Below are 21,070 nucleotides of genomic sequence, written 5' to 3'. Positions count from 1 at the left end.
CCGACGGGAATGAGTATGTCGAACATTGAGTTGCAACCGGGCTTCGATTTTCAACAGGCCGGCAAAGAAGTGCTTCAGATAGAGCGTGAAGGGCTGGCTCAGCTCGACAGCTACATTAACGCAGACTTCACTCGCGCCTGCGAAACGATCGCCGCCTGCGGCGGCAAAGTGGTGGTGATGGGCATGGGCAAATCCGGCCATATCGGCTGCAAGATCGCCGCGACCTTCGCCAGCACCGGCACCCCCTCATTCTTCGTTCACCCGGCGGAAGCCAGCCATGGCGATTTGGGCATGGTCACCCCGCAGGACATCGTGCTCGCCATCTCCAACTCTGGCGAGTCCAGTGAGATCCTGGCGCTGATCCCGGTGTTGAAACGCCAACAGATCACCCTCATCTGCATGACCAACAATCCGGAAAGTTCGATGGGCAAAGCAGCGGATATCCACCTGTGCATCAAGGTGCCGCAGGAGGCCTGCCCGCTGGGGCTGGCGCCGACGACCAGCACCACCGCCACGCTGGTGATGGGCGATGCGCTGGCCGTCGCGCTGCTGAAGGCGCGCGGTTTCACGCCGGAAGATTTCGCGCTGTCGCATCCGGGCGGCGCACTCGGCCGCAAACTGCTGCTGCGGGTTAGCGATATCATGCACAGCGGCGACGAAATGCCCCGCGTCAGCGCCGACGCCTCGTTGCGCGACGCGCTGCTGGAAATCACCCGCAAAAATCTGGGCCTGACGGTTGTCTGCGACGACCTGATGAAAATCGCCGGCATCTTCACCGACGGCGACCTGCGCCGGGTGTTCGACATGGGCATCAACCTGCACGAGGCGAAGATCGCCGATGTCATGACGCCGGGCGGCGTGCGGGTGCGCCCCAACATCCTGGCGGTCGATGCATTGAACCTGATGCAACAACGCCACATCACCGCGCTGCTGGTTGCCGATGGCGACCAACTGCTGGGTGTGGTACATATGCATGACATGCTGCGCGCCGGCGTCGTTTAATTAAGGAATAGAACGGAATGGGTATGGTAGAAACCTGCTACGGGCCGGTAGAACAAGAGGTTATGGCGCGTGCCGGTAACATCCGCCTGTTGATTTGCGACGTTGACGGCGTGCTGTCGGACGGCCTGATCTTCATGGGCAACAACGGTGAAGAACTGAAGGCGTTCAACGTGCGCGATGGCTACGGCATCCGCTGCTTGAAAACCTCGGACATCGAGGTGGCGATCATTACCGGACGCTCCGCCAAGCTGCTGGAAGACCGTGCGCAAACGCTCGGTATCACCCATCTGTATCAGGGGCAGTCCGATAAGCTTTTGGCCTTCCGTGAACTGTTGGATAAACTGTCGTTAACGGCGGATCAGGTCGCCTATATCGGCGATGACCTGATCGACTGGCCGGTGATGGCGCAGGTCGGCCTGGCGGTCGCGGTGGCGGACGCCCACCCGCTGCTGACGCCGCGCGCCCACTACGTCACCCGCATTGCCGGCGGCCGCGGTGCGGTACGCGAACTGTGCGACATCATTCTTTTGGCTCAAAATAAGCTGGAGGACGCCAAAGGGCTGTCGATATGAGTAAAACCAAACTGTGGATCACCATCCTGTTGACGGTGATCGTTCTGGCGCTGATCGGCTGGAACATGACGGACTTCAGCGACGACACGGCCCCAGGCCCGGTCAACGATCAGGATCCGACTTACCAGAGCCAGCACACGGTCACCGTGGTGTACAACCCAGCCGGCAAGCTGAATTATAAACTGGTGGCGGAAGACGCGAAGTATTACACCGCCGGCGAGCTGAGCTGGTTCACCCAGCCGGTGATGACGCTGTTCGATGAGAATGCGGTGGCCACCTGGTCAGTTCGCGCCGATCGCGCCAAACTGACTAAAGACCGGATGCTGTATCTGTATGGTCACGTCGAGGTGAACAGCCTGACCACCACCTCGCAGCTGGAAAAAATTAAGACGGACAACGCTCAGGTAAACCTGGTCACCCAGGACGTCACCTCCGATGACGAAGTCACGCTTTACGGGACCAATTTTACCTCTAACGGCATGAAAATGCGTGGGAACCTGCGGACCAAAACCGCTGAGCTGATTGATAAGGTTAAGACCAACTATGAAATTCAGAACCAAAAACCAACTCCGTAACCTGTTGCTCGGCAGCTTAGTTTTGGCCGCCAGCGCCCCCGCTCTGGCGCTGAAATCCGACTCCAGCCAGCCGGTCAGCATCGACTCGCTCAAGCAGTCGTTGGACATGCAAAGCAACGTCAGCACCTTCACTGACAACGTGGTGATCAAACAGGGCACCATCGATATTCGCGCCGACAAGGTGGTCGTCACCCGCCCGGGCGGAGATCAGAATAAGACCTATATTGAAGCGTTCGGCAACCCGGTAACCTTCTACCAGATGCAGGACAGCGGCAAGCCGGTCAAAGGCCACGCGCAAAAAGTGCGCTACGACGTGGCGACCCAGCTGGTGACCCTGACGGGCAACGCCTATCTGGAGCAGCTCGACAGCAACGTGAAAGGCGATCGCATCACCTATCTGGTGCAACAGCAGCAAATGCAGGCGTTTAGCGACAAAGGCAAACGCGTGACAACGGTTCTGGTACCGTCGCAGTTGCAAGACAAAAACGGGCAAAAAAAGAGTAACTAATCACTTATGGCAACACTCATCGCAGAAAACCTGGCGAAAGCCTACAAGGGCCGTAAAGTTGTCGAAGACGTCAGCCTGAAAGTGAAATCCGGCGAGATCGTCGGCCTGCTCGGGCCGAACGGCGCCGGTAAAACCACCACCTTCTACATGGTGGTCGGCATCGTGCCGCGCGACGCCGGGCGCATCGTGATCGACGAAGAAGACATCAGCCTGCTGCCGCTGCACGCCCGCGCGCGCCGCGGCATCGGCTATCTGCCGCAGGAAGCGTCGATCTTCCGCCGCCTGAGCGTGTACGACAACCTGATGGCGGTGCTGGAGATCCGTCCCGATCTCACCAGCGAACAGCGCGAAGACCGCGCCAAAGAGCTGATGGAAGAGTTCCATATCTCCCATCTGCGCGACAGCCTCGGCCAGGCGCTGTCCGGCGGCGAACGCCGCCGCGTCGAAATCGCCCGCGCGCTGGCGGCCAACCCGAAATTCATTCTGCTGGACGAACCCTTTGCCGGGGTGGATCCGATTTCCGTTATCGATATCAAGAAAATCATCGAGCACCTGCGTGACAGCGGCCTGGGCGTGCTGATCACCGACCACAACGTGCGCGAGACGCTGGACGTGTGTGAACGCGCCTACATCGTCAGCCAGGGCAAACTGATTGCCCACGGCACGCCGGATGCTATTCTGGCCGACGAGCAGGTTAAACGCGTTTATCTGGGCGAAGAGTTCCGCCTCTAAGCGCCGGCGCGCCCTGCGGGGCGACACCGTTAACGGAAGTAGACAGAAAACTATGAAGCAAGGTTTGCAACTCAGGCTCAGCCAACAGCTGGCCATGACACCTCAGCTCCAGCAGGCGATCCGCCTGCTGCAGTTGTCCACGCTTGAGCTTCAGCAAGAGATCCAGCTGGCGCTGGAGAGCAATCCGCTGCTTGAACAGACCGATCTGCACGACGAAATCGACGCCAAAGAAACCCAGGAGACCGAGGGGCTCGATACCCGCGAGGCGCTGGAACAGAAAGACATGCCGGAAGAGCTGCCGCTGGACGCCACCTGGGATGAGATCTACACCGCCGGCACACCGTCCGGCACCGGCACCGACTACAGCGACGACGAGCTGCCGGTCTATCAGGGCGAAACCACCCAAACGCTGCAGGATTATCTGATGTGGCAGGTGGATCTGACGCCGTTCTCCGATACCGACGCCGCCATCGCCACTTCCATCGTCGACGCGGTGGATGACACCGGCTATCTCACCGTCCCGCTGGAAGACATTCTGGAAAGCCTGGGCGACGAGAACGTGACCCTCGAGGAAGTCGAGGCGGTGCTGAAGCGCGTGCAGCGTTTTGATCCGATCGGCGTCGCCGCGCGCGATCTGCGCGATTGCCTGCTGGTGCAGCTCTCCCAATACGCCAAAGATACGCCTTATCTGGCCGAAGCGCGGCTGATCATCAGCGAGCATCTGGATCTGTTGGCCAACCACGACTTTCGCAGCCTGATGCGATCAACCCGGCTAAAAGAAGATACACTGAAAGAAGCGATGCTGCTGATTCAGTCGCTCGATCCGCGCCCGGGGCAGTCGATCAATACCGGCGAATCGGAATATGTGATTCCGGACGTGCTGGTACGCAAGACGCAGAACAAATGGACGGTCGAGCTCAACGGCGACAGCGTGCCGCGTTTGAAGATCAATCAGCAGTACGCCGCGCTGGGCAACAGCGCCCGCAGCGAAGCCGACGGCCAGTTTATCCGCAGCAACCTGCAGGAAGCCAAGTGGTTGATTAAAAGCCTGGAGAGCCGCAACGAAACGCTGCTGAAGGTCACCCGCTGCATCGTCAGCCAGCAGCAGGCGTTCTTCGAGCAAGGCGAAGAGTTTATGAAACCCATGGTGCTGGCGGATATCGCCCAGGCCGTGGAGATGCATGAATCGACGATCTCGCGCGTTACCACGCAGAAGTTTCTGCACAGCCCGCGCGGCATTTTCGAATTGAAATATTTCTTCTCCAGCCACGTGAATACCGACAGCGGCGGCGAAGCCTCCTCGACGGCGATCCGCGCGTTGGTGAAGAAATTGATTGCGGCGGAAAACCCCGCCAAACCACTCAGCGACAGCAAGCTGGCCACCCTGCTCGCCGATCAGGGGATCATCGTGGCCCGGCGCACCGTCGCCAAGTACCGAGAGTCTTTGTCCATCCCGCCGTCGAACCAGCGTAAACAGTTGGTTTGACCTCTATTGAGAAGGAAGACACTATGCAGCTCAACATTACCGGACACCACATCGAAATCACCGATCCGTTGCGCGAGTTCGTGAACAACAAGTTCGCCAAACTCGAACAGTATTTTGATCGCATCAATCAGGTGTATGTTGTATTAAGTGTGGAAAAAGTGCAGCAAATTGCGGAAGCAACGGTGCACGTGAATGGAGGCGAGTTGCACGCCACCTCGGAAGACGAGAATATGTATGCCGCAATTGATACGCTGATCGATAAATTGGCACGTCAATTGAACAAACATAAAGACAAATTGAAGCAACACTGACACCCTAACCCATTCCGTGAGGTTGCCTCCGTCGCAGCCTCGCCCTTCGGCGCGTGACCCGCATGGGTGACGCGCCGAACGGTAATCAGGGTTAAAACCGACGAAAAACCGCCTTGCCGGGTGCGCCCGGCGGCGCGGTTTTAAGTGAAGATGAGATGAACAACGAATATATGCAATTAAGCTCGGTGTTAAACATCGAGTGCACCAAAAGCTCGGTACACTGCACCAGCAAGAAGCGGGCTTTGGAAATTATCAGCGAACTGGCCGCCAAACAGCTCAATCTGCCTTCGCAGGTGGTGTTTGACGCGGTTCTCACCCGGGAACGCATGGGCAGCACCGGTATCGGCAACGGTATCGCCATTCCCCACGGCAAACTGGAAGAGGACACACTGCGGGCCGTTGGCGTGTTTATCCGTCTCGACCAACCCATCGCTTTCGACGCTATCGACAACCAGCCGGTCGACCTGCTGTTCGCGCTGCTGGTGCCTGCCGATCAGTGCAAAACCCATTTGCATACCCTGTCGCTGGTCGCCAAACGCCTGGCCGACAAAACCGTATGCCGCCGCCTGCGCGCCGCGCAAAGCGACGAAGAACTTTACCAAATCATCACCGAGTGATACCCGGTCGGCGTGACTTCCAGCCCGGATAACGTTACTGTTTCACGATGATGGATCCGGCCTCGGCCGGAATAACAAAGTTTACACCGGTGGCGATGAACGCCGCCGCGATGCCAGGGGAGTTGCCACATGGTGCTGATGATTGTCAGCGGCCGTTCCGGTTCCGGAAAATCCGTCGCCTTGCGGGCGCTGGAAGACATGGGTTTTTACTGCGTTGACAACCTGCCGGTGGTTCTGCTGCCGCAGCTCGCCAATACGCTGGCGGAACGCAATATCTCCGCGGCGGTCAGCATCGACGTGCGCAACATGCCGGAATCGCCGGAAGTGTTCGAATACGCGATGACTCAACTGCCGGACAGCTTCTCGCCGCAGCTGCTGTTTCTCGACGCCGATCGCAACACGCTGATCCGCCGTTACAGCGACACCCGCCGCCTGCACCCGCTCTCCAGCAAAAACCTGTCGCTAGAAAGCGCCATTGACGAAGAGAGCGATCTCCTCGAACCGCTGCGCTCCCGGGCCGACCTGATTATCGACACCTCGGAAATGTCGGTGCACGAACTGGCCGAAATGCTGCGCACCCGCCTGCTCGGCAAGCGCGAGCGCGAACTGACGATGGTGTTCGAATCCTTCGGCTTCAAGCACGGTATTCCGATCGACGCCGACTACGTGTTCGACGTGCGCTTCCTGCCGAACCCGCACTGGGATCCGAAGCTGCGGCCGATGACCGGTCTGGACAAGCCGGTGGCGTCGTTCCTCGATCGCCATACCGAAGTGCACAACTTCATCTACCAGACCCGCAGCTACCTGGAACAATGGCTGCCGATGCTGGAAACCAACAACCGCAGCTACCTGACGGTCGCCATCGGCTGTACCGGCGGTAAACACCGCTCGGTGTACGTGGCGGAACAGCTGGCCGATTACTTTCGCTCGCGCGGCAAGAACGTGCAGTCGCGCCACCGCACGCTGGAAAAGCGTAAACAATGACGGTCAAACAGACGGTTGAAATCAAAAACAAGCTGGGCATGCACGCACGCCCGGCGATGAAACTGTTCGAGTTGGTGCAAAGCTTCGACGCCGAAGTGATGCTGCGCAACGAAAGCGGCACCGAGGCTGAAGCCAGCAGCGTCATCGCACTGCTGATGCTGGACTCCGCCCAGGGCCGGCATATCGAAGTCGAAGCGACCGGCCCCGACGAAGTCAACGCGCTGACGGCGGTGGTCGAGCTGTTCAACTCCGGGTTTGATGAAGATTAGTCGCTGAGACTCTCCCCATGCGTCGCCTCGGCGCATGTGTTGCCTCCGCCCCACCCATAACGTAGCCCTCCCGTTTCTCACTTTGCGAATCCGCTTCCAGAATCAGCCGTAACCGCCTGTAAATTCACGTCATGGATTTACCCCCACCGCGGTAATCGCAATAGTGTGTAACGCAAAAACAGACAACTGGCGGGAGTTTCCCCACGCTTTGCTGGCGGGACAACGAAAAGTTTACAATTTGTGAACTTCACCGACAGTCGCTATAATGTTCACCGGGTAGGAATCGAAGGAACGATGCATATCATTTCCAGGGAACCGTTCAATAACGCAACGAAGCAATATCCCAATGAAGCCACTGCTCTCGAGGCCATTTATAAAGCGTTGCGACGGGGCGAGTTCCGCACGCCGGACGAGTTAAAAGCGCTTTTTCCTTCGCTCGATCGTATGAAATACAAAGAGAAATGGTGGGTCATTGACGTCGGCGGCAACCACCTACGGATCTTGTTCTTTGCCAGCTTCGAGACACAGAAAGTCTTCATAAAGCATATCGTTAGCCACGCCGAATACGACAAGCTGATGCAGCACTATCGAAGGAGTTCGTCATGATTACAGATGCCATTAAGGCGGCCGATGCGCTACTGCGCGCCGTACCCTTATTGCAGGGCAGCCACGCTCAGCAAGACTACCGAGAAGCGCTCGAATTGGTGGAATATCTGCTGGAAAACGATGAACACCATCCGCTGATTGACATGTTGGCAAAAAAAATCGCCGAATATGAAGACAACAGTGCCGAATTTACTGCATTCAACCAGCGTATCGCCCAACTCCCGCAGGGGGTGGCCGCGCTTCGCGTATTGATGGAACAGCACCAACTCAGCCAAAGTGATTTTGAACATGAGATCGGTAAAAAGTCGTTGGTTAACCAAATCCTGAACGGCAAAAGATCGCTGACCATTCCGCACATTATGGCGCTGGCCAAACGTTTCAATCTGCCCCCGGCCCTGTTCCTGCCGGAAGCGGATTAGCCCCTCAACTCCGGCTCAGGCAGTCCAGCGCCACCGCTTTGAAGCTGTCGAAGCTGTCGCTGCCCAGCAGGCGGCTCATTGAGCGTTCACGCACGAAGGTGACGAACAGCTCGTAGATCGCCATCGCCTCTTCATAGTCGCTCTTGCTGATCGCCAGCAGGAAAATCACGTGCGCGATCTCACCTTCCCCCCAGGCGACCCCCTGCGGCGCCAGCAGCGTCACTACCACGGTCTTTTTCGCCAGCAGCCCCAGCGAGTGCGGCAGCGCGATGCCTTCACCCAGCAGCGTGGAGACGATCGCCTCACGTTCGACCAGCGACGGATAAAAGTCCGCGCCGACGTACCCTTCCTGCTCCAGCTGGCCGCACACCCGGCTGAACAGCTCCGCCTGCGTCAGCGGCTCGTTGAGCACCATGAAATGCTCGGCGTCGAAAAACTTCTCCAGCATGTACGGTTTGGTGCGATCCACCAGCACCAGCTTGCCCAGTTGCTCCAGCTGATAATCGGTCGGGAACGGCGACATTACCACCACCGGCTTGTTCTTTTCGCCGATGCGGGCGTTGGAAATCACGAAGTCTTCGTCGATGCGCGCAAGCATCTCGTAATCGCGCAGCGAGACGATGCGCGTCATCACCAGCTGCGGGTACTTGCGCGCAATCTGCGCCTGGATCATCCGCACCGTTGAGTTGCCGGTATCGCACACCAGCATCACCTGCGGGTGGCGTTCATAACCGATGTTGTAATGCCGCTCCAGCCCCACGCCAATATGTAACACCAGATAGCCTATCTCGTTCTCACTCAGGGTATAGGGGGTGTATTTGCCCCAGCTGGAGACCGCCGCCAGCGTCACGTCGTAAGCCATCGGATAGTGCTGCTTGATATTGGCCAACAGCGGATTGGGGATATTGATCTGGTATTTCACCCGCGTAATCATGGTCTTGATATGGGTGAGCAGGTCGGCCCGCAGCTGCTCGTCGCCCTGCAGGTTGTAGTTATAGTGTGCGTTGATGTAGGACAGGATGTAGTCCACCAACGCTTCTTCATCGTCGGCATTGATCTCGGTCGGTTGCACGTCCTGCACGCGGCGCGCGGCGATGTTGACCCGCAGATAGGCCTCTTCGGCCATCGAGATCTCTTTGCCGGAGGCCGCACGCAGCTCCGCCGCCAGGCGGGTCGACACCTGGCGCACCGCGTCGTCGCCGTCCTCCACCTCGAAGTCCGGCAGCGGATAGCCGTCGTTGATGCGCCGCAGCGCCACCGCGCAGTAGAAAATCAGGTACTGTTCGCCCTCATCGGTCAGGCGAATGGCATATTGCGACAACAGCGGATGCAGCAATCCGGCGAACGCCGCTACCTGCGGCTGCAGCAGGATCTCGTTGTTGAGCAGCGGGTTCTCGGCATCGGCCAGCTGCAGCTGGAACAGCAGATCGGTGAGGCAGGCGCGGATCGCCATCTCGGCGCCGAACAGCTTCATGCCGTAGCGCGGTTTGGTTTCGATCGTCAATTGATAGTGCGCCAGACGTTCCCTCACCTCAGCCATGTCGTTTTGCAACGTACCGCGGCTGACGAACCATTCGTCGGCCAGATCTTCCAGTTTAAGGGAGAAGGCTGAGGTCAAAAAACGCACCAGCAGATAATGCACCCGCTCTTGCGCGCTGCGCGGGGTAGCATGCTTGCGGCGCTCCTGATGCTGCAGGGCGCTGAACAGCGCGGCGTTATCGACCTGCAGGCGATAGCCGGCCCCACGGCTATGCACGAAACGCGCGCCGTACTTGTCCAGGATCTCGTTCAGCGCGGTGATATCCGCCCGCACCGTGCGGGTGGACACGGCGAAACGCTTCGCCAGCTCATCCTGCGGCAAAGTCTCGGTTTGCAAAGCATCGAACAAGTAAGCCAAACGCGGGTAAGGAAATCGCACCATTCTGTATCCGTCAATCAGGCGGCCCACCCGGCGAACCGGGCGGGCCACGGGTTACTTCGCCGGCGGCAGAAACGCCATTTGCGAGGGGCTGCCGATCGGCAGATAGCCGCCCACAAAGCTGAGCTTGCCGTCCGTCGGGTTGACGCTGAAGCGAGTGACGTTATCGCTGCGCTGGTTCAACGCATACAGATAGCGGCCATCCAAGCTCAGCGTCAGCGAACGCGGGTAATCGCCGCGGGTCCAGGTTTCCGCCACCGGTTTCAACTTGCCGCCGGCGCCCACGCTGAACTGGGCAATGCTGTTATGCAGCCGGTTGGCGACGTACAACGTGTCGCCGTTCTTGCTGAGCGCCAGCCCCGAAGCGAAGCTGGTACCCTGATAGTCGGCGGGCAGCGCGGAAACTGCATGCAGTTGTTTCAGAGTACCTTTTTGGCGATCAAAACGGTAGCTGGTCAACGTCGAAGCCTCTTCGTTCACCAGCAGCACGGTGTCGCCATCCGGATGAAACACAAAGTGACGCGGGCCGGCGCCGGCGGACGAGGCAGCGATCCACGGTGGATCGTTCGGCGTCAGCCGGCCGCTCGCGGCGTCAAAGCGCCATTGGTAGATACGATCCAATCCCAGATCGGTAGAGAACACAAACTTGCCGCTTGGATCGCTGGCGATCATATGGGCATGCGGGCCGTTGTGATCGCTGATGGCGAAGCTGCCGTTCACCGCCGCCGCCGGTTTGGCAGCGCCCGCCGGGCCCTGTTGTTGCTGCACCGAGCTGGCGGTGCCCAGGCGGCCGTCCGCTTCGATCGGGAAAGCCGCCACGCTGCCGCTGACGTAGTTCGCCACCAGCAGATGCCGCCCGTCCGGCGTCGATGAGAGATACACCGGCCCCGCCCCCTGCGAATCCACCTGGTTGAGCTGCGTCAGGCCGCCGTCGGCCGGATTGACCCGGTAGGCGGTGATGCCGCCGTGCTTACCGCCGTTGAAATCGTCCACTTCGCTGGCGACATACAGCGTTTTGCCGCCGACGCCCAGCGTCAGCTGCGCCGGATTCGGCACGTTGCTGACCAGCGTGGCGTGGCTCAGCGCGCCGCTGGCCGGATCGACCTGCACCCGGTAAACGCCTTCGCCGTTGGGATTGTAGGTGCCAATATAGGCGAAATGAGATGACGTGGAATTCATTGCATCCTCAGCATGCAGCGCCGGGCCGGTCACGGCCAGCAGCGCCAGGAACAACGCGGTGCGTCGGGTTGGAGCCTGCCAGTTTCGCATAGTAGTCCTCAGTATATACCCGTCATCTTTCAAGCCGCAGCGTTGTTGGCTGCCCACACTCACCCCAGTCACTTACTTAAGTAAGCTCCTGGGGCTCCTGCGCTTGCCGCCTAGCTGCAACTTGAAAGCTATAGGCTATAGGTAACGGCGCGGCATGCCGCGCCACGGGAAAACCTTCGCCTCCCAGCGTTTACCTCATCCCATTGTGCGTTCAGCCCACCAGCTTTTTGGTCATCGCCAGCAGGGTTTTCACGTCCTGCGGACGCGTGTCGCCGCTGGCGGCGTCGATGATCGAGCTGTAGATATGCGGGATCACGCGTTTCACGCCGGCCGCCAGCGCGATCTCGACGATCGGCTCAAAGTTCTCCAGATCGATGCCGCCGGTCGGCTCCAGCATAAAGTCATGCTCGGCGCAGGCCTTGGCGACGTACTGGTATTCGTCCTTGCACTTCAGGCCGCCCATCGGGAAATACTTGATGGAGCTGCCGCCCATGTCCTTCAGCAAGGCGATGGCGGTTTCCACCAGCACGATGCCGTCCGGCGCCGCGGCGCTCAATGGGCCGGTAGAAATCTTCACCCAACCGACGCGGCCGGTCGGCGACACCAGGCCGTTGACCACGCTGTCGTTCTGGCCCAGCAGCGCGCGGCTAGCGCCGACGCCGGTAAACACCTGGTTAACGTGCTGCGGCTGCACCTGCTGAGCGATCAGGCTGACCATCGCCGACTGCTTCGGATCGCCGGCGCCCAGGCCGACCGACAGCGCGTTTTCGATCAGGCGCGCATAGCGCAGCATGTCGGTCACCGCGCTGTCGACGTCCGGGTAGTTCTTGGAGAGCACGCCCACCAGCACATGGCCTTCCGCCGCGGCGTAGATGTCCTGCGCGTTGGCTTTGGAGCCGGCGAGCACGTTCAGGCAGACGCGGTCGCGATAGTAGTTAGGCTGCAGCTTCATGCTTGTTTCTCCGTAAACAGGTTTTTGATACAGCTAAAGACGGTCATCAGCTGTTGCTCGTCGACGCTGCGCACGTCGACCTCAATCTTGCCCTCGTTGGCCTTATAGCCGCGGAAGTAAATGGCGATATCGCCGGTTTTCAACGCCTGGACGATGTCATAGGTCGAACGCCCCAGCACCGCTTCGTCAAAGGCGATCTCGGCGCGGGCGATATCGCGGCCGGCGCTGTCCCAGACGGTCTTGGCGCTGACGCCGGTCAGGGTGTTGAGGCTGTTGAGGAATGGCGTCATCCGCTCCACCATCTGTTGCCCGGTGGTTTTCTCAAGCGTCAGATAGCTTTCAATCGCCTGCGTCAGGCCGAGGATGCCCTCTTTACCGACCTTCATCGCCCGGCCGATGCCGCCGGATTGCAACTTCACCCACTCGACGTACTGTTTCTTGCCGACAACCAGACCGCTGGTCGGCCCCTCGATGGCTTTGGCGCCGCTGTAGATCACCAGATCGGCCCCCATCTGGTAGTAACACATCAGATCTTCTTCCGCCGCGGCGTCGACGATCAGCGGCAGGTTATGCTTGCGCGCCACCACCGCCGCCTGTTCGACGGACAAAATGCTTTTCTGCACGCAGTGGTGCGATTTGACGTACAGGATCGCCGCAGTCTGCGGCGTGATGCAGGCTTCAATCTGCTCCGGCGAACATTCGTTGGCGTACCCCGCCTCCACCACCTTGCCGCCGCCCAGCGCCACCATGGTGTCCACCGGCGCGCCGAAGTTGACGTTGTGACCGCGCGGCAGCACGATCTCGCGCGGCACGGTCACCGGCGCCGAATGCAGGTTCACCAGCAGATTGGCGTTATCTTTAACGATCACCGCCGCCACCGACTGGGCGATGCCCGCAGAGGCGCAGGAGACGATCACCGCATCCTCCACGTTGAGCAGATCGGCGATATAGGCGCCGGTCTTGTTGACCAGATCCTTGATTTCGAAATAGTGGTTCAGGCCGTAATCAACGGCGTCGATCACGTCCTGGCGCGGCGTAGAAACGCCGAGAATGGTCATGCGGCCGGAGGTGTTGATCACCTGCTTCAAACCGTATTTTTCATAAATCGAAGACATGGCTTGCCTCCCCTTGTTCGGTTAATAGGATTTCCCCGGCCACCACGGCGGCCAGCGGCACCAACAGCTGTTCGCCCTCGGCGGTTTGCCCTTCGGCGTCGGCGAACACCTGCGGTTCGCGGCGCAGTTCAAACAGCGTGAAATCGGCGTCATAGCCCGGCTCCAGCCGCCCTTTGCCGCTCAGCTGCAGCGCCGACGCGGCGTTCTCCGTCACGCAGGCGATCACCTGCGGCAGCGTCAGGCCGACGCTGAAGAATTTGGACATCACCGTCGCCAGGCTGTGCACCGGTCCGTTCATGCGGTTGCGGCAGTAAATATCGGAGCTGATGGTGTGCGGCAAAATGCCCAATTTGATCGCCTGGCGCGCCACCTCGAAGCTGAAGCTGGCGGTGCCGTGCCCTACGTCGAGCAATACGCCGCGCCGCAGCGCGCGCTGGATAGACTCGCGCAGCGTGCCCGCCGGCGTCAGAATGCGGTTCGGTTTGCCGTTGTAGCAGTGGGTGATGATGTCGCCGCGGGTCAGCAGATCGGCGATCTCATCCAGATCCGGCGGGTTATTGCCGATATGCACCATCAACGGCAGCTGGCGGTTTTCCTGCTGGATCTCTTTGGCCAACACCAGCGGGCGAGTGCCGTTCTTGCCCACCACGCTGCTGCTCATGCGCGCCTTGATGCCGATGACAAAGCCGGGGTGGTTGGCGATGGCCTGGCCGGCCTCGCGCTTGTCGATGTCCGTCATCTCCGCCAGCTCGTTCTGCCGCAGCAGGCCGATGCGCGAGATATTGAGGAAGGCGAAAACGTTGGTTTTGGCGCTGCGCGTCAGCTGATAAAAGGCGTCGATATCGTCGGCGCCGGTGCTACCGGCATCGACCACGCTGGTGACGCCGCTGGCGACGCCGACCCGATCCGGCTCGTCATGGTAAATCGGCGATTCGGGATAGCAATGCACGTGCGCGTCGATCCAACCGGCGCTCAGGCGGCAGTTGCCCGCCAAATCCAGCTGGCGAACGGCGCTGACGTCCGCCGCCAACCGCCCCACCGAGACTATTTTGCCGTCTTTCACCGCCAGATCGATCAGCGTGTCGTCCGCCAGTCTGGCGCCTCTGATTACTAAGTCATACATACCGCATTGCTCCTGTTAGCCCGGGTGCCGCCGTATCGGGCGGCGCCTGGCGCAGGCCTCTTAAGAAATGGCTACCGGGAAGATCGCCCCCAGGATCATCGCGCCGAGGATCGCTCCGCCGGTGATCGGTTTACCCCAGATATAGAACAGCAGCGCGCCGAGCAGCGAACCGATGCCGATCGGGATCGAGGCAGTCATCGCCGACAGGATGATCAACGGCCCGAGGAAGCGGCCCGACGAGTTGCCCGCCCCCATCATCACGTCCGCCCCGTAGGTGGAGTTGCTCTGATTGATGGTGAATTTGCGCGCCAGAATGATCACGTAACCGATCGCCAGGCCGATGATCAGACCGGTGGCCAGCGAAGCGGCGAAGTTGGCGACCGGGAACACGATGCCGGCCCCCAAAAGCAGCGCCGGCACGCCCAGCCCGACGCCGGTCTGGATCGCGCCGCCGATGTCGAGGATGCCCACCAGCGAACCTTCGATGATGCGCGCGAACAGGAAGCTGGCGCCGAACGCCGCCACCGCGCCGTACACGCCGGTATCCATCCCCGCCCGCAGCATGGAGACGAAGGCCACTTCGTTAAAGGCGCCGATGCCGTACAGGTAGTACATGTGCGTCCCGGCGAACACGCCGGAGGACAGCAGGCCAACAAAAATCGGGAATGACCAGTCGGCGTACCAGAAGCCTTTTTGGGTTTGCTCTTCCATCATCCCGCTCCTTATTTACCGCTCAGGGTGTTGTGAATGGCGTCCAGCCAACCCGGCACGCCGAGGCTGAAGGACTCGAGAACTTTCATGTCGAAGCCGCGGAAGAAGCCGCTCAGCACGAACAGCAGCACGATCACCGCCATCATGATCTTGGTGATTTTGTTCCAGCCGCTCTCTTCCACGCCTTTGCCGATCAGAATGCCCAGCACCAGGCCCGGTACGGCGTTGCCCATGATCAGCTGCGCCAGGCCGCCGAAAATGGTGCCCCAGAAGCCGGAACGGCGCCCGGCGTCGATCGCCGCCAGCCAGAAGATCACCGGCATCACGGTGTTCACCAGCAGGTTGGCCGCCGGCACCAGCACCTTGATGGCGGTAACCTGCAGCGCGGCAGGCACGGCGGAAGCGGTGGTATTGAGGAAGGCCACCACCAGCATGCCGATGATGCCGCAGGCGATGGCCATTTTTTTCGGATCGTGCAGCGTTTGCGCCAGATTGCGGTTCTTGACCATCAGGGCCGCCGCGCCCCAGTGCGGGATGATGCGGTGATCGACGTCCTGCGTGAAGGAGCCCGCCGCCACGGAAGACGCCCAGGCGTTGAAGAAGAAGCCCAGACCGAATGAGAAGTGGGAAGCCGGATCGCCCTCGCAGGAGTTCAGCTCGCCCAGGGTGCGAAACGCTCCCATGCCCTGTGTTGTCGGCGCGTGGAACATGCGTGCGGCGCCGGCCCCTACGCCGACCCCCACCAGCCCACCGATAATAATCGATTTAAATAAGATGATTAAAAACATCAGTATACCCTTTCATTTATGCTAACGTTTTTATTTCGTGACGAAGACAACCTTCTCGGTATTGATAATGGTTACGTTCACGGTTATTTCCAGAGAAACGGCATAGCTCTTTCTTTCACGCGGCAAAAAGAAGAAAAGAAATTTCTCTTTAGTTATTTTCTCTTCCGCTTTCACTACGCTGACGTCCTGCGGCTCGATGCGCAGCAGAATATTGTTGGTGGACTTTAATACCGCGCCCTGCACATTAGCCAAGGCGGAAGCAAAAGCTTTCGCTTTGCTGTCGCCTTTACCCTCCACCTTTACCGATGTGGTATATTGCTCTTTCATTATGGGTTGCCATGTTTTTTGACGTAGGCTTCCACCAGTTTCTGGCCCAGCTCTTCTTTATCCATAAAGCCGAAACCCAGCACGTTGCAGCCTTCGTTAATTGCCGTCACGCCCTCTTCCACCGAACGCATGCCGTATTTGGCCTTGTAGCCGTATTTGGTTTGCGCGGTAATCGCGCCTGCGCCGCCGCTGCCGCAAAAAGAGATGCCCAGCTGCGCGTTTTCCGCTTTCATGACGTCGCCCAGCTTCATATCCGCCGCCACGCCGGGGATGACCACCGCTTTTCCGCCTGCGTTTTCAACGCCCTGGCCGACTTTTTGCCCTTTGCCCAAACGATCGCCGATCACTACGGTAATTTGACCCATGGTATATTCTCCTGATTGAAATCGATGCGTTAACCGCTATGCGTTATTATCTTTCGCCACTTCGAAGTGCACGGACAGCAAATAGGCTTCTTCGATAGGCAATGTGCCAAACTGATTCACCACGCGTTCCGCCATTTGCATGGACTCGGCGGAAATTTCGTCGAAAAGCGATTTATCCACCTCCGGCAACGGCTCACCGGTTATTGAACGCAGCACCATGGCGCGAATATGCGATTCCAGCATCTGTTGCTGCACCGCATTGGTATAAATATTCTCAGCATTCAGCATCGCGGTAATATCCGCCAGCACCCGAGCGGTGATCTCACCGGCTTCGCTGACATCGGATTGTTCAATTTCTTTTATCGAAGCAGATCCATCATTCACTTTTCAGTACCCCTAGATCCCACATTAATCAGTAAACCGTAAAGCGCATCACCTGAATAACCCGCTTTCTGTGATGTCTTTACCCTACCCCCGACAAGATTTTCTGTGTAGACCGGTTTTTTCCAGTTCGAAGTGGAAATTGAATGACGCGCGGGGATCCATTTCGCAAAACGGCGCTGCGGCGAAAAAGTGAATGAGATAACAATTACATAACCCGGCTAACGGTTTTTTTTGCCTCGATTGACGATAAAAGCCTTCGTGATCGGGATCTCTTTCTTTTCTCGCCCCAACCGCCTACTATCAATGGGACAAATCGACATTACCCACACCCCCGCTCCTCTGGCGCGGGGGTGTTGCTTTGTGTTGTTTTTCCGAATTTATGGGCGCACAGACTGGCGCCCTTTGATTTGACTGGAGAGTGGAATGACCAAACCCATCATTACTATTAATGAGCTGGATGCGGAACGCCTGGATGCGCTATTGGAACAACCGGCCTTTGCCAATACCGACGTCGCCGCCGCGCTGAACGACGAATTGGATCGCGCGGAAATCCTGCCGCCGGAGAAAATGCCGGCCAACGTGGTGACCATGAACAGCCGCGTGCGTTTTCGCGATCTGCACACCGATGAAGAGCACGTGCGCACGCTGGTTTACCCGGCATCGCTGAAAGACAGCCACGATCAGCTGTCGGTGATGGCGCCGCTGGGCGCAGCGCTGCTTGGCATGCACGTCGGCAAGCAGATCTCCTGGCAATTGCCGAACGGTGAAGAAGCGCGGATTGAAGTGCTGGAGTTGTTGTACCAGCCGGAAGCGGCGGGCGAATACCACCGTTAAGCGGTTTTCAGGGCGGCATCCGGCCGCCCTTTCTGTCTCAGAGGCAGATAGCGATCAGCACGGCGATCAGCAGCAGCACGTAGATTTTGGCATGCAGCGCATCGCTCACCTTCGGCAAACAGCGCCTGGCAAACACGATCCCCGCAATCCCCGCCACCACCAGCAGCCCCAGAATGTTCAGATTGACGTAGCCCAGATACTGCGGCCCGCTCATCTCGTGCCACCCCAACACGATATACATCAGCGCCCCGATCACCGCCACCGGGATCGACAGCGGGTTGGCGGCGCTGACGCAATATTTCATGTCGTAGCCGTGGCGGCGCAGCAGCGGCACCGTCATGACGCTGCCGCCCACCCCCAGCAGCGTGGCGATACCGCCTATCAGCGGGCCGCCGCCCCACAACGTGGCGGGGGACAGGTCGGCGCGCGCCGGTTTGACCAGAAAACCTCGGCGGAACAGACAGTCGGCGATGGTCACCGCCATATAGACCACAAACAGCCCGCGGATCACGCCGTCCGCCAGCAGTGAGGAGGCGAACGCGCCCAGCGCAGCGCCGATGCCGATGAAAAAGATCAGCGGCACGATGGTTTCGCGCAGCAGGTTGCCGCTGCGCCAGTTGGTCAGCGTCGCGTAACTCGCGTTGAGGATCATCACCGCCGTCGAGGTTGCCACCGCGATATGCATCGCCTGGCCGGGCTGCTCGCCCGACACAGAGATCAAGTGATAGACGAAAGGCACCACTACAAAGCCGCCGCCGAAGCCGAACAGAATGGTGGTGATGCCGGTCAGAAAACCGGCCCCCAGTACAATCAACGTTTCAATCATGGCCGTGCGCCCGCACGAAGTCGTCGAACCCGGCGCAGAACTGCCCCGCCAGCGGGTGGAAGCGATCGCCGACGAACAGCCCCAGATACTGCTCACGCACGGCGTCATGGTCCACCAGCTCAATGCCCGCCTGTTCCGCCTGCGCCAGCGTCTGCGCATCCGGGAAACCCCAGTAGCGCGAATCGCCCTGCTTTTCCGCCGTTATCGCTTCGCTGTGCTCCGCCCGCATCAGCTGGCGCGCCAAAAAGGTGCCGCTTTGTACGCCCAGCAACATCATGTTTTCCAGGAACGACAGATCGTGGCGCAGCTCGGCGGGCAGACGGGCGATCACCGGGCCGGCGTCCCAGTGCTCATCCATTTCATGCAGCGTTACCGCACAGTCCCTGTCACCGTTCATCATCGCGCGGAACAGCGTCATCACCCCGCGATAGCGTGGCAAATCTCCCGGATGCAGGTTCCACAGCAGCTTGCCGTGTCGGCTGAAGGCGCGCACATAGTCGGCGGAAAATTTCTGATAACAGCGTAAAGAGATCACCCCGTCCATATGGCCCAGGCTGCTGATAAACGCGGCGTCATTGATGTCGAGAACGCGATGCGCTTTGACCCCGGCGGCGGCCAGGAACAGAGCCGGCGGCTGATAGGCGCCCTCACAGGCGGCGGCGTTGCGGCCAACGAACGGGAACACGAAATCATTCAGCACCTCGCGCTCATACAGCCCCAGGCGGCGAACCGCCGGCTCCTGCGTGCGCCCGGCGCTTTTCGCCAGGGGAAAATACACCGTAAAAGTACACTCGTCCCTCAGGGCGGCGATCAAATCCTGACACACCAGCCAGGAGAAAATGTCGTTGCCGACAAAGAGCGCTACGTTTTTCATACTTCAGCCTTCTTTGCATTGAAAATAGGGTTGTTGAACACGATCTTGCTGATATCCCGCGTGATGGATTCCATCGCCGAGGTGTAAAACAGATCGCCCTTGGCGGGCGCGCCAAGCGAGTAGAGATGCTGCTCACGGCCGCGTCGGTCGGCGATTTTCAGCGTGTGCGGGTTGCACTTCACGCCGCCGAACAGGTTCTCTTGCACCAGCCCGTCTTGCAGCAGCTGATGGCTCAGGCGGTTGGGCGGCAGTTGATAAGAAGGCGTGGTGCAGTTGAACAGATACTGCGCATGCACCCGCGTCTCATGGCAACGAAGGATAAACCCGTCCGCCCCCTTACTGATATCCACCAGGCCGCCGCAGGCACGCAAACGTTGGCTCTCCAGCGCCGCCACGATCTTGCTGGCGTTCTTTAGCGGCATGGCATGTCGATTGCGCATCCAGGAGGAGTTGTAAAAGCGCATGAAGACCTGCCGGTTGTTGGCATCCATCTTGACCCAGGCGGCGCACACCGCCGGGTGGATCGCCGCCAGATAGCTGCAGATATGCTCCCGGGCAAAACGCGCGCGATCGAGACTGTCTGCCAGATCGCGATAGCAATCGCGCCTTTCCCCCAGCGCCGAGAGCACCGTCAGCCGCTCCGGCCCCGGATAGTGGCGCGCCAGCGCGGCATTGATCGCATGTACCAGCTGATGCGCGTCAATAAAATCGCGGCCGGCGACAAAGCGCCGCAGCGCCTCAACAAACGCTTCCGGCGGCGGACGCATCAGCGCCGGCTGCACGCTGGGGAACAGGCCCGAACGCGACAGGGCACAGATGTCGGTCGCCCCCAGGCGCTCCATCAGCTCAACGATGGCGTCAATCGCCGTCAGGCTGCAGCCGATCACGCCAATGCTCGAATAAGGGTTGATCGGCGGCAGATCCTGGTGGGCCTGATAAGCGATCACGCCATCCACCGGATAGAGACATTCCGGCGGGTTGTGCCCCGAACACAGCACCAGCGCATTCATCTGTTCGGCGCTGCCACAGGTGGTGGTCAGCCGGTAGCCGGCTTCGAGCGGCGCGATGGCATTTACTTCGGCGGTCACGAAATTCAGCGCGACGTTACTGTCCGCCGCCATATAAATCGTCATGTCGCGAATAAAATCGAGATATTCCCGATACAGCCAGCGCGGCGGATAACGATCCTGGCAAAACTGCGGGAAATGCATGGCGATCCAATCAACGAAGTGCGTGTCGTCGAAAATATCCGCCGACATATTTTCCGGCGTCATATTTAATATATGGCTGTCAAAATCGCTGCTGTATGCCATTCCGCCCTTGAAGCCCTGCTTGTCGAACACCGTCAGGGAAAGCGGCCTTTTGCAATGATTAACCGACTTATTTTTTATAAAGTTATACGCAAAAGCGATCCCGGCGGCTCCGCCGCCAACCACACCGAACTTATACATGAAATATCACCTTATAGTCATTGAACTGCGCTAAGAACTATTGCTTCAGGTG

At 59.3% G+C, this 21,070-nt stretch carries 26 protein-coding genes; 13 read left to right on the top strand and 13 right to left on the bottom strand.

Going from position 1 to position 21,070, the window contains the following annotated elements:
- Nucleotides 1-15 precede the first annotated feature (15 nt).
- From kdsD to RE418_RS08910, 12 genes are all read left to right on the top strand, one after another.
- Complete coding sequence (gene kdsD / locus RE418_RS08965) at nucleotides 16-1,002, top strand: arabinose-5-phosphate isomerase KdsD (RefSeq protein ID WP_089181373.1); 987 nt, start codon at nucleotides 16-18, stop codon at nucleotides 1,000-1,002.
- Between the two features lie 17 nt (nucleotides 1,003-1,019).
- Nucleotides 1,020-1,574, top strand: coding sequence for a 3-deoxy-manno-octulosonate-8-phosphatase KdsC (kdsC, locus tag RE418_RS08960; RefSeq protein ID WP_021505108.1), 555 nt, complete (start codon nucleotides 1,020-1,022; stop codon nucleotides 1,572-1,574).
- A complete protein-coding gene (gene lptC, locus RE418_RS08955) occupies nucleotides 1,571-2,149 on the top strand; it encodes an LPS export ABC transporter periplasmic protein LptC (protein ID WP_004937047.1) in 579 nt (192 codons plus the stop codon). Before kdsC ends, lptC begins: the two co-directional genes overlap by 4 nt.
- Complete coding sequence (lptA, locus tag RE418_RS08950) at nucleotides 2,118-2,657, top strand: lipopolysaccharide ABC transporter substrate-binding protein LptA (protein WP_025304377.1); 540 nt, start codon at nucleotides 2,118-2,120, stop codon at nucleotides 2,655-2,657. The genes lptC and lptA overlap by 32 nt, the downstream gene beginning before the upstream one ends.
- Nucleotides 2,658-2,663: 6 nt before the next feature.
- A complete protein-coding gene (gene lptB, locus RE418_RS08945; protein ID WP_004937040.1) occupies nucleotides 2,664-3,389 on the top strand; it encodes an LPS export ABC transporter ATP-binding protein in 726 nt (241 codons plus the stop codon).
- A 52-nt stretch (nucleotides 3,390-3,441) separates the two neighbouring features.
- Complete coding sequence (gene rpoN, locus RE418_RS08940; protein WP_043141961.1) at nucleotides 3,442-4,875, top strand: RNA polymerase factor sigma-54; 1,434 nt, start codon at nucleotides 3,442-3,444, stop codon at nucleotides 4,873-4,875.
- Nucleotides 4,876-4,898: 23 nt separating this feature from the next.
- Nucleotides 4,899-5,186: a ribosome hibernation promoting factor gene (gene hpf, locus RE418_RS08935; RefSeq protein ID WP_004937038.1), complete on the top strand. Its 288-nt coding sequence runs from the start codon at nucleotides 4,899-4,901 to the stop codon at nucleotides 5,184-5,186.
- A 155-nt stretch (nucleotides 5,187-5,341) separates the two neighbouring features.
- Nucleotides 5,342-5,803, top strand: coding sequence for a PTS IIA-like nitrogen regulatory protein PtsN (ptsN, locus tag RE418_RS08930; RefSeq protein WP_016930212.1), 462 nt, complete (start codon nucleotides 5,342-5,344; stop codon nucleotides 5,801-5,803).
- A gap of 129 nt (nucleotides 5,804-5,932) precedes the next feature.
- The gene (gene rapZ / locus RE418_RS08925) at nucleotides 5,933-6,787 is read left to right on the top strand and encodes an RNase adapter RapZ (protein WP_015379177.1); all 855 of its coding nucleotides are present in this window, start codon (nucleotides 5,933-5,935) and stop codon (nucleotides 6,785-6,787) included.
- Nucleotides 6,784-7,056 carry a PTS phosphocarrier protein NPr gene (gene npr, locus RE418_RS08920; protein WP_043141958.1) on the top strand — a complete coding sequence of 91 codons (273 nt, stop codon included), beginning with the start codon at nucleotides 6,784-6,786 and terminating at the stop codon, nucleotides 7,054-7,056. The genes rapZ and npr overlap by 4 nt, the downstream gene beginning before the upstream one ends.
- Nucleotides 7,057-7,350: 294 nt before the next feature.
- Nucleotides 7,351-7,662 carry a type II toxin-antitoxin system HigB family toxin gene (locus RE418_RS08915; protein ID WP_004937033.1) on the top strand — a complete coding sequence of 104 codons (312 nt, stop codon included), beginning with the start codon at nucleotides 7,351-7,353 and terminating at the stop codon, nucleotides 7,660-7,662.
- Complete coding sequence (locus tag RE418_RS08910) at nucleotides 7,659-8,081, top strand: type II toxin-antitoxin system HigA family antitoxin (RefSeq protein WP_049208318.1); 423 nt, start codon at nucleotides 7,659-7,661, stop codon at nucleotides 8,079-8,081. Before RE418_RS08915 ends, RE418_RS08910 begins: the two co-directional genes overlap by 4 nt.
- Nucleotides 8,082-8,085: 4 nt before the next feature.
- Here RE418_RS08910 and RE418_RS08905 read toward each other — a convergent pair whose 3' ends face one another.
- From RE418_RS08905 to RE418_RS08860, 10 genes are all read right to left on the bottom strand, one after another.
- A complete protein-coding gene (locus RE418_RS08905; RefSeq protein WP_399676082.1) occupies nucleotides 8,086-10,002 on the bottom strand; it encodes a BglG family transcription antiterminator in 1,917 nt (638 codons plus the stop codon).
- A gap of 51 nt (nucleotides 10,003-10,053) precedes the next feature.
- Nucleotides 10,054-11,268: a lactonase family protein gene (locus tag RE418_RS08900; RefSeq protein WP_089181374.1), complete on the bottom strand. Its 1,215-nt coding sequence runs from the start codon at nucleotides 11,266-11,268 to the stop codon at nucleotides 10,054-10,056.
- A gap of 211 nt (nucleotides 11,269-11,479) precedes the next feature.
- Nucleotides 11,480-12,220: a KDGP aldolase family protein gene (locus tag RE418_RS08895; protein ID WP_089181375.1), complete on the bottom strand. Its 741-nt coding sequence runs from the start codon at nucleotides 12,218-12,220 to the stop codon at nucleotides 11,480-11,482.
- On the bottom strand, nucleotides 12,217-13,335 hold the full coding sequence (locus RE418_RS08890; protein ID WP_043141950.1) for a DgaE family pyridoxal phosphate-dependent ammonia lyase: 1,119 nt from the start codon (nucleotides 13,333-13,335) through the stop codon (nucleotides 12,217-12,219). The genes RE418_RS08895 and RE418_RS08890 overlap by 4 nt, the downstream gene beginning before the upstream one ends.
- Nucleotides 13,319-14,458: an amidohydrolase/deacetylase family metallohydrolase gene (locus RE418_RS08885; protein WP_089181376.1), complete on the bottom strand. Its 1,140-nt coding sequence runs from the start codon at nucleotides 14,456-14,458 to the stop codon at nucleotides 13,319-13,321. The genes RE418_RS08890 and RE418_RS08885 overlap by 17 nt, the downstream gene beginning before the upstream one ends.
- 60 nt (nucleotides 14,459-14,518) lie before the next feature.
- The gene (locus tag RE418_RS08880; RefSeq protein ID WP_004937013.1) at nucleotides 14,519-15,169 is read right to left on the bottom strand and encodes a DUF4310 family protein; all 651 of its coding nucleotides are present in this window, start codon (nucleotides 15,167-15,169) and stop codon (nucleotides 14,519-14,521) included.
- 11 nt (nucleotides 15,170-15,180) lie between these two features.
- The gene (locus tag RE418_RS08875) at nucleotides 15,181-15,957 is read right to left on the bottom strand and encodes a DUF4311 domain-containing protein (protein ID WP_004937006.1); all 777 of its coding nucleotides are present in this window, start codon (nucleotides 15,955-15,957) and stop codon (nucleotides 15,181-15,183) included.
- 30 nt (nucleotides 15,958-15,987) lie between these two features.
- Complete coding sequence (locus RE418_RS08870; RefSeq protein ID WP_004937003.1) at nucleotides 15,988-16,284, bottom strand: DUF4312 family protein; 297 nt, start codon at nucleotides 16,282-16,284, stop codon at nucleotides 15,988-15,990.
- Nucleotides 16,284-16,649: a glycine-rich SFCGS family protein gene (locus RE418_RS08865; RefSeq protein WP_004937000.1), complete on the bottom strand. Its 366-nt coding sequence runs from the start codon at nucleotides 16,647-16,649 to the stop codon at nucleotides 16,284-16,286. Before RE418_RS08865 ends, RE418_RS08870 begins: the two co-directional genes overlap by 1 nt.
- A gap of 36 nt (nucleotides 16,650-16,685) precedes the next feature.
- On the bottom strand, nucleotides 16,686-17,012 hold the full coding sequence (locus RE418_RS08860; RefSeq protein WP_086013604.1) for a glycine dehydrogenase: 327 nt from the start codon (nucleotides 17,010-17,012) through the stop codon (nucleotides 16,686-16,688).
- A gap of 444 nt (nucleotides 17,013-17,456) precedes the next feature.
- On the opposite strand from RE418_RS08860, the gene rnk reads away from it, so the two are divergent.
- The gene (gene rnk, locus RE418_RS08855) at nucleotides 17,457-17,867 is read left to right on the top strand and encodes a nucleoside diphosphate kinase regulator (protein ID WP_004936993.1); all 411 of its coding nucleotides are present in this window, start codon (nucleotides 17,457-17,459) and stop codon (nucleotides 17,865-17,867) included.
- 37 nt (nucleotides 17,868-17,904) lie between these two features.
- On the opposite strand, the gene RE418_RS08850 is transcribed toward rnk, so the two are convergent.
- From RE418_RS08850 to RE418_RS08840, 3 genes are read right to left on the bottom strand one after another with little or no spacing between them, the layout of a single operon-like run.
- Nucleotides 17,905-18,693, bottom strand: a complete 789-nt coding sequence (locus tag RE418_RS08850; RefSeq protein ID WP_025304385.1) for a sulfite exporter TauE/SafE family protein — start codon at nucleotides 18,691-18,693, stop codon at nucleotides 17,905-17,907.
- Nucleotides 18,686-19,567, bottom strand: coding sequence for a formyltransferase family protein (locus RE418_RS08845; protein WP_060448025.1), 882 nt, complete (start codon nucleotides 19,565-19,567; stop codon nucleotides 18,686-18,688). The genes RE418_RS08850 and RE418_RS08845 overlap by 8 nt, the downstream gene beginning before the upstream one ends.
- Nucleotides 19,564-21,018, bottom strand: coding sequence for an FAD/NAD(P)-binding protein (locus tag RE418_RS08840; protein ID WP_025304387.1), 1,455 nt, complete (start codon nucleotides 21,016-21,018; stop codon nucleotides 19,564-19,566). Before RE418_RS08840 ends, RE418_RS08845 begins: the two co-directional genes overlap by 4 nt.
- Nucleotides 21,019-21,070 lie beyond the last annotated feature (52 nt).

It is taken from the genome of Serratia sp. szju (assembly GCF_044594185.1).
In the GTDB taxonomy this organism is placed as follows: domain Bacteria; phylum Pseudomonadota; class Gammaproteobacteria; order Enterobacterales; family Enterobacteriaceae; genus Serratia; species Serratia bockelmannii.
The sequence above is the reverse complement of the archived record's forward strand: the minus strand, read 5'-3'. Positions and strand labels throughout refer to the sequence as shown.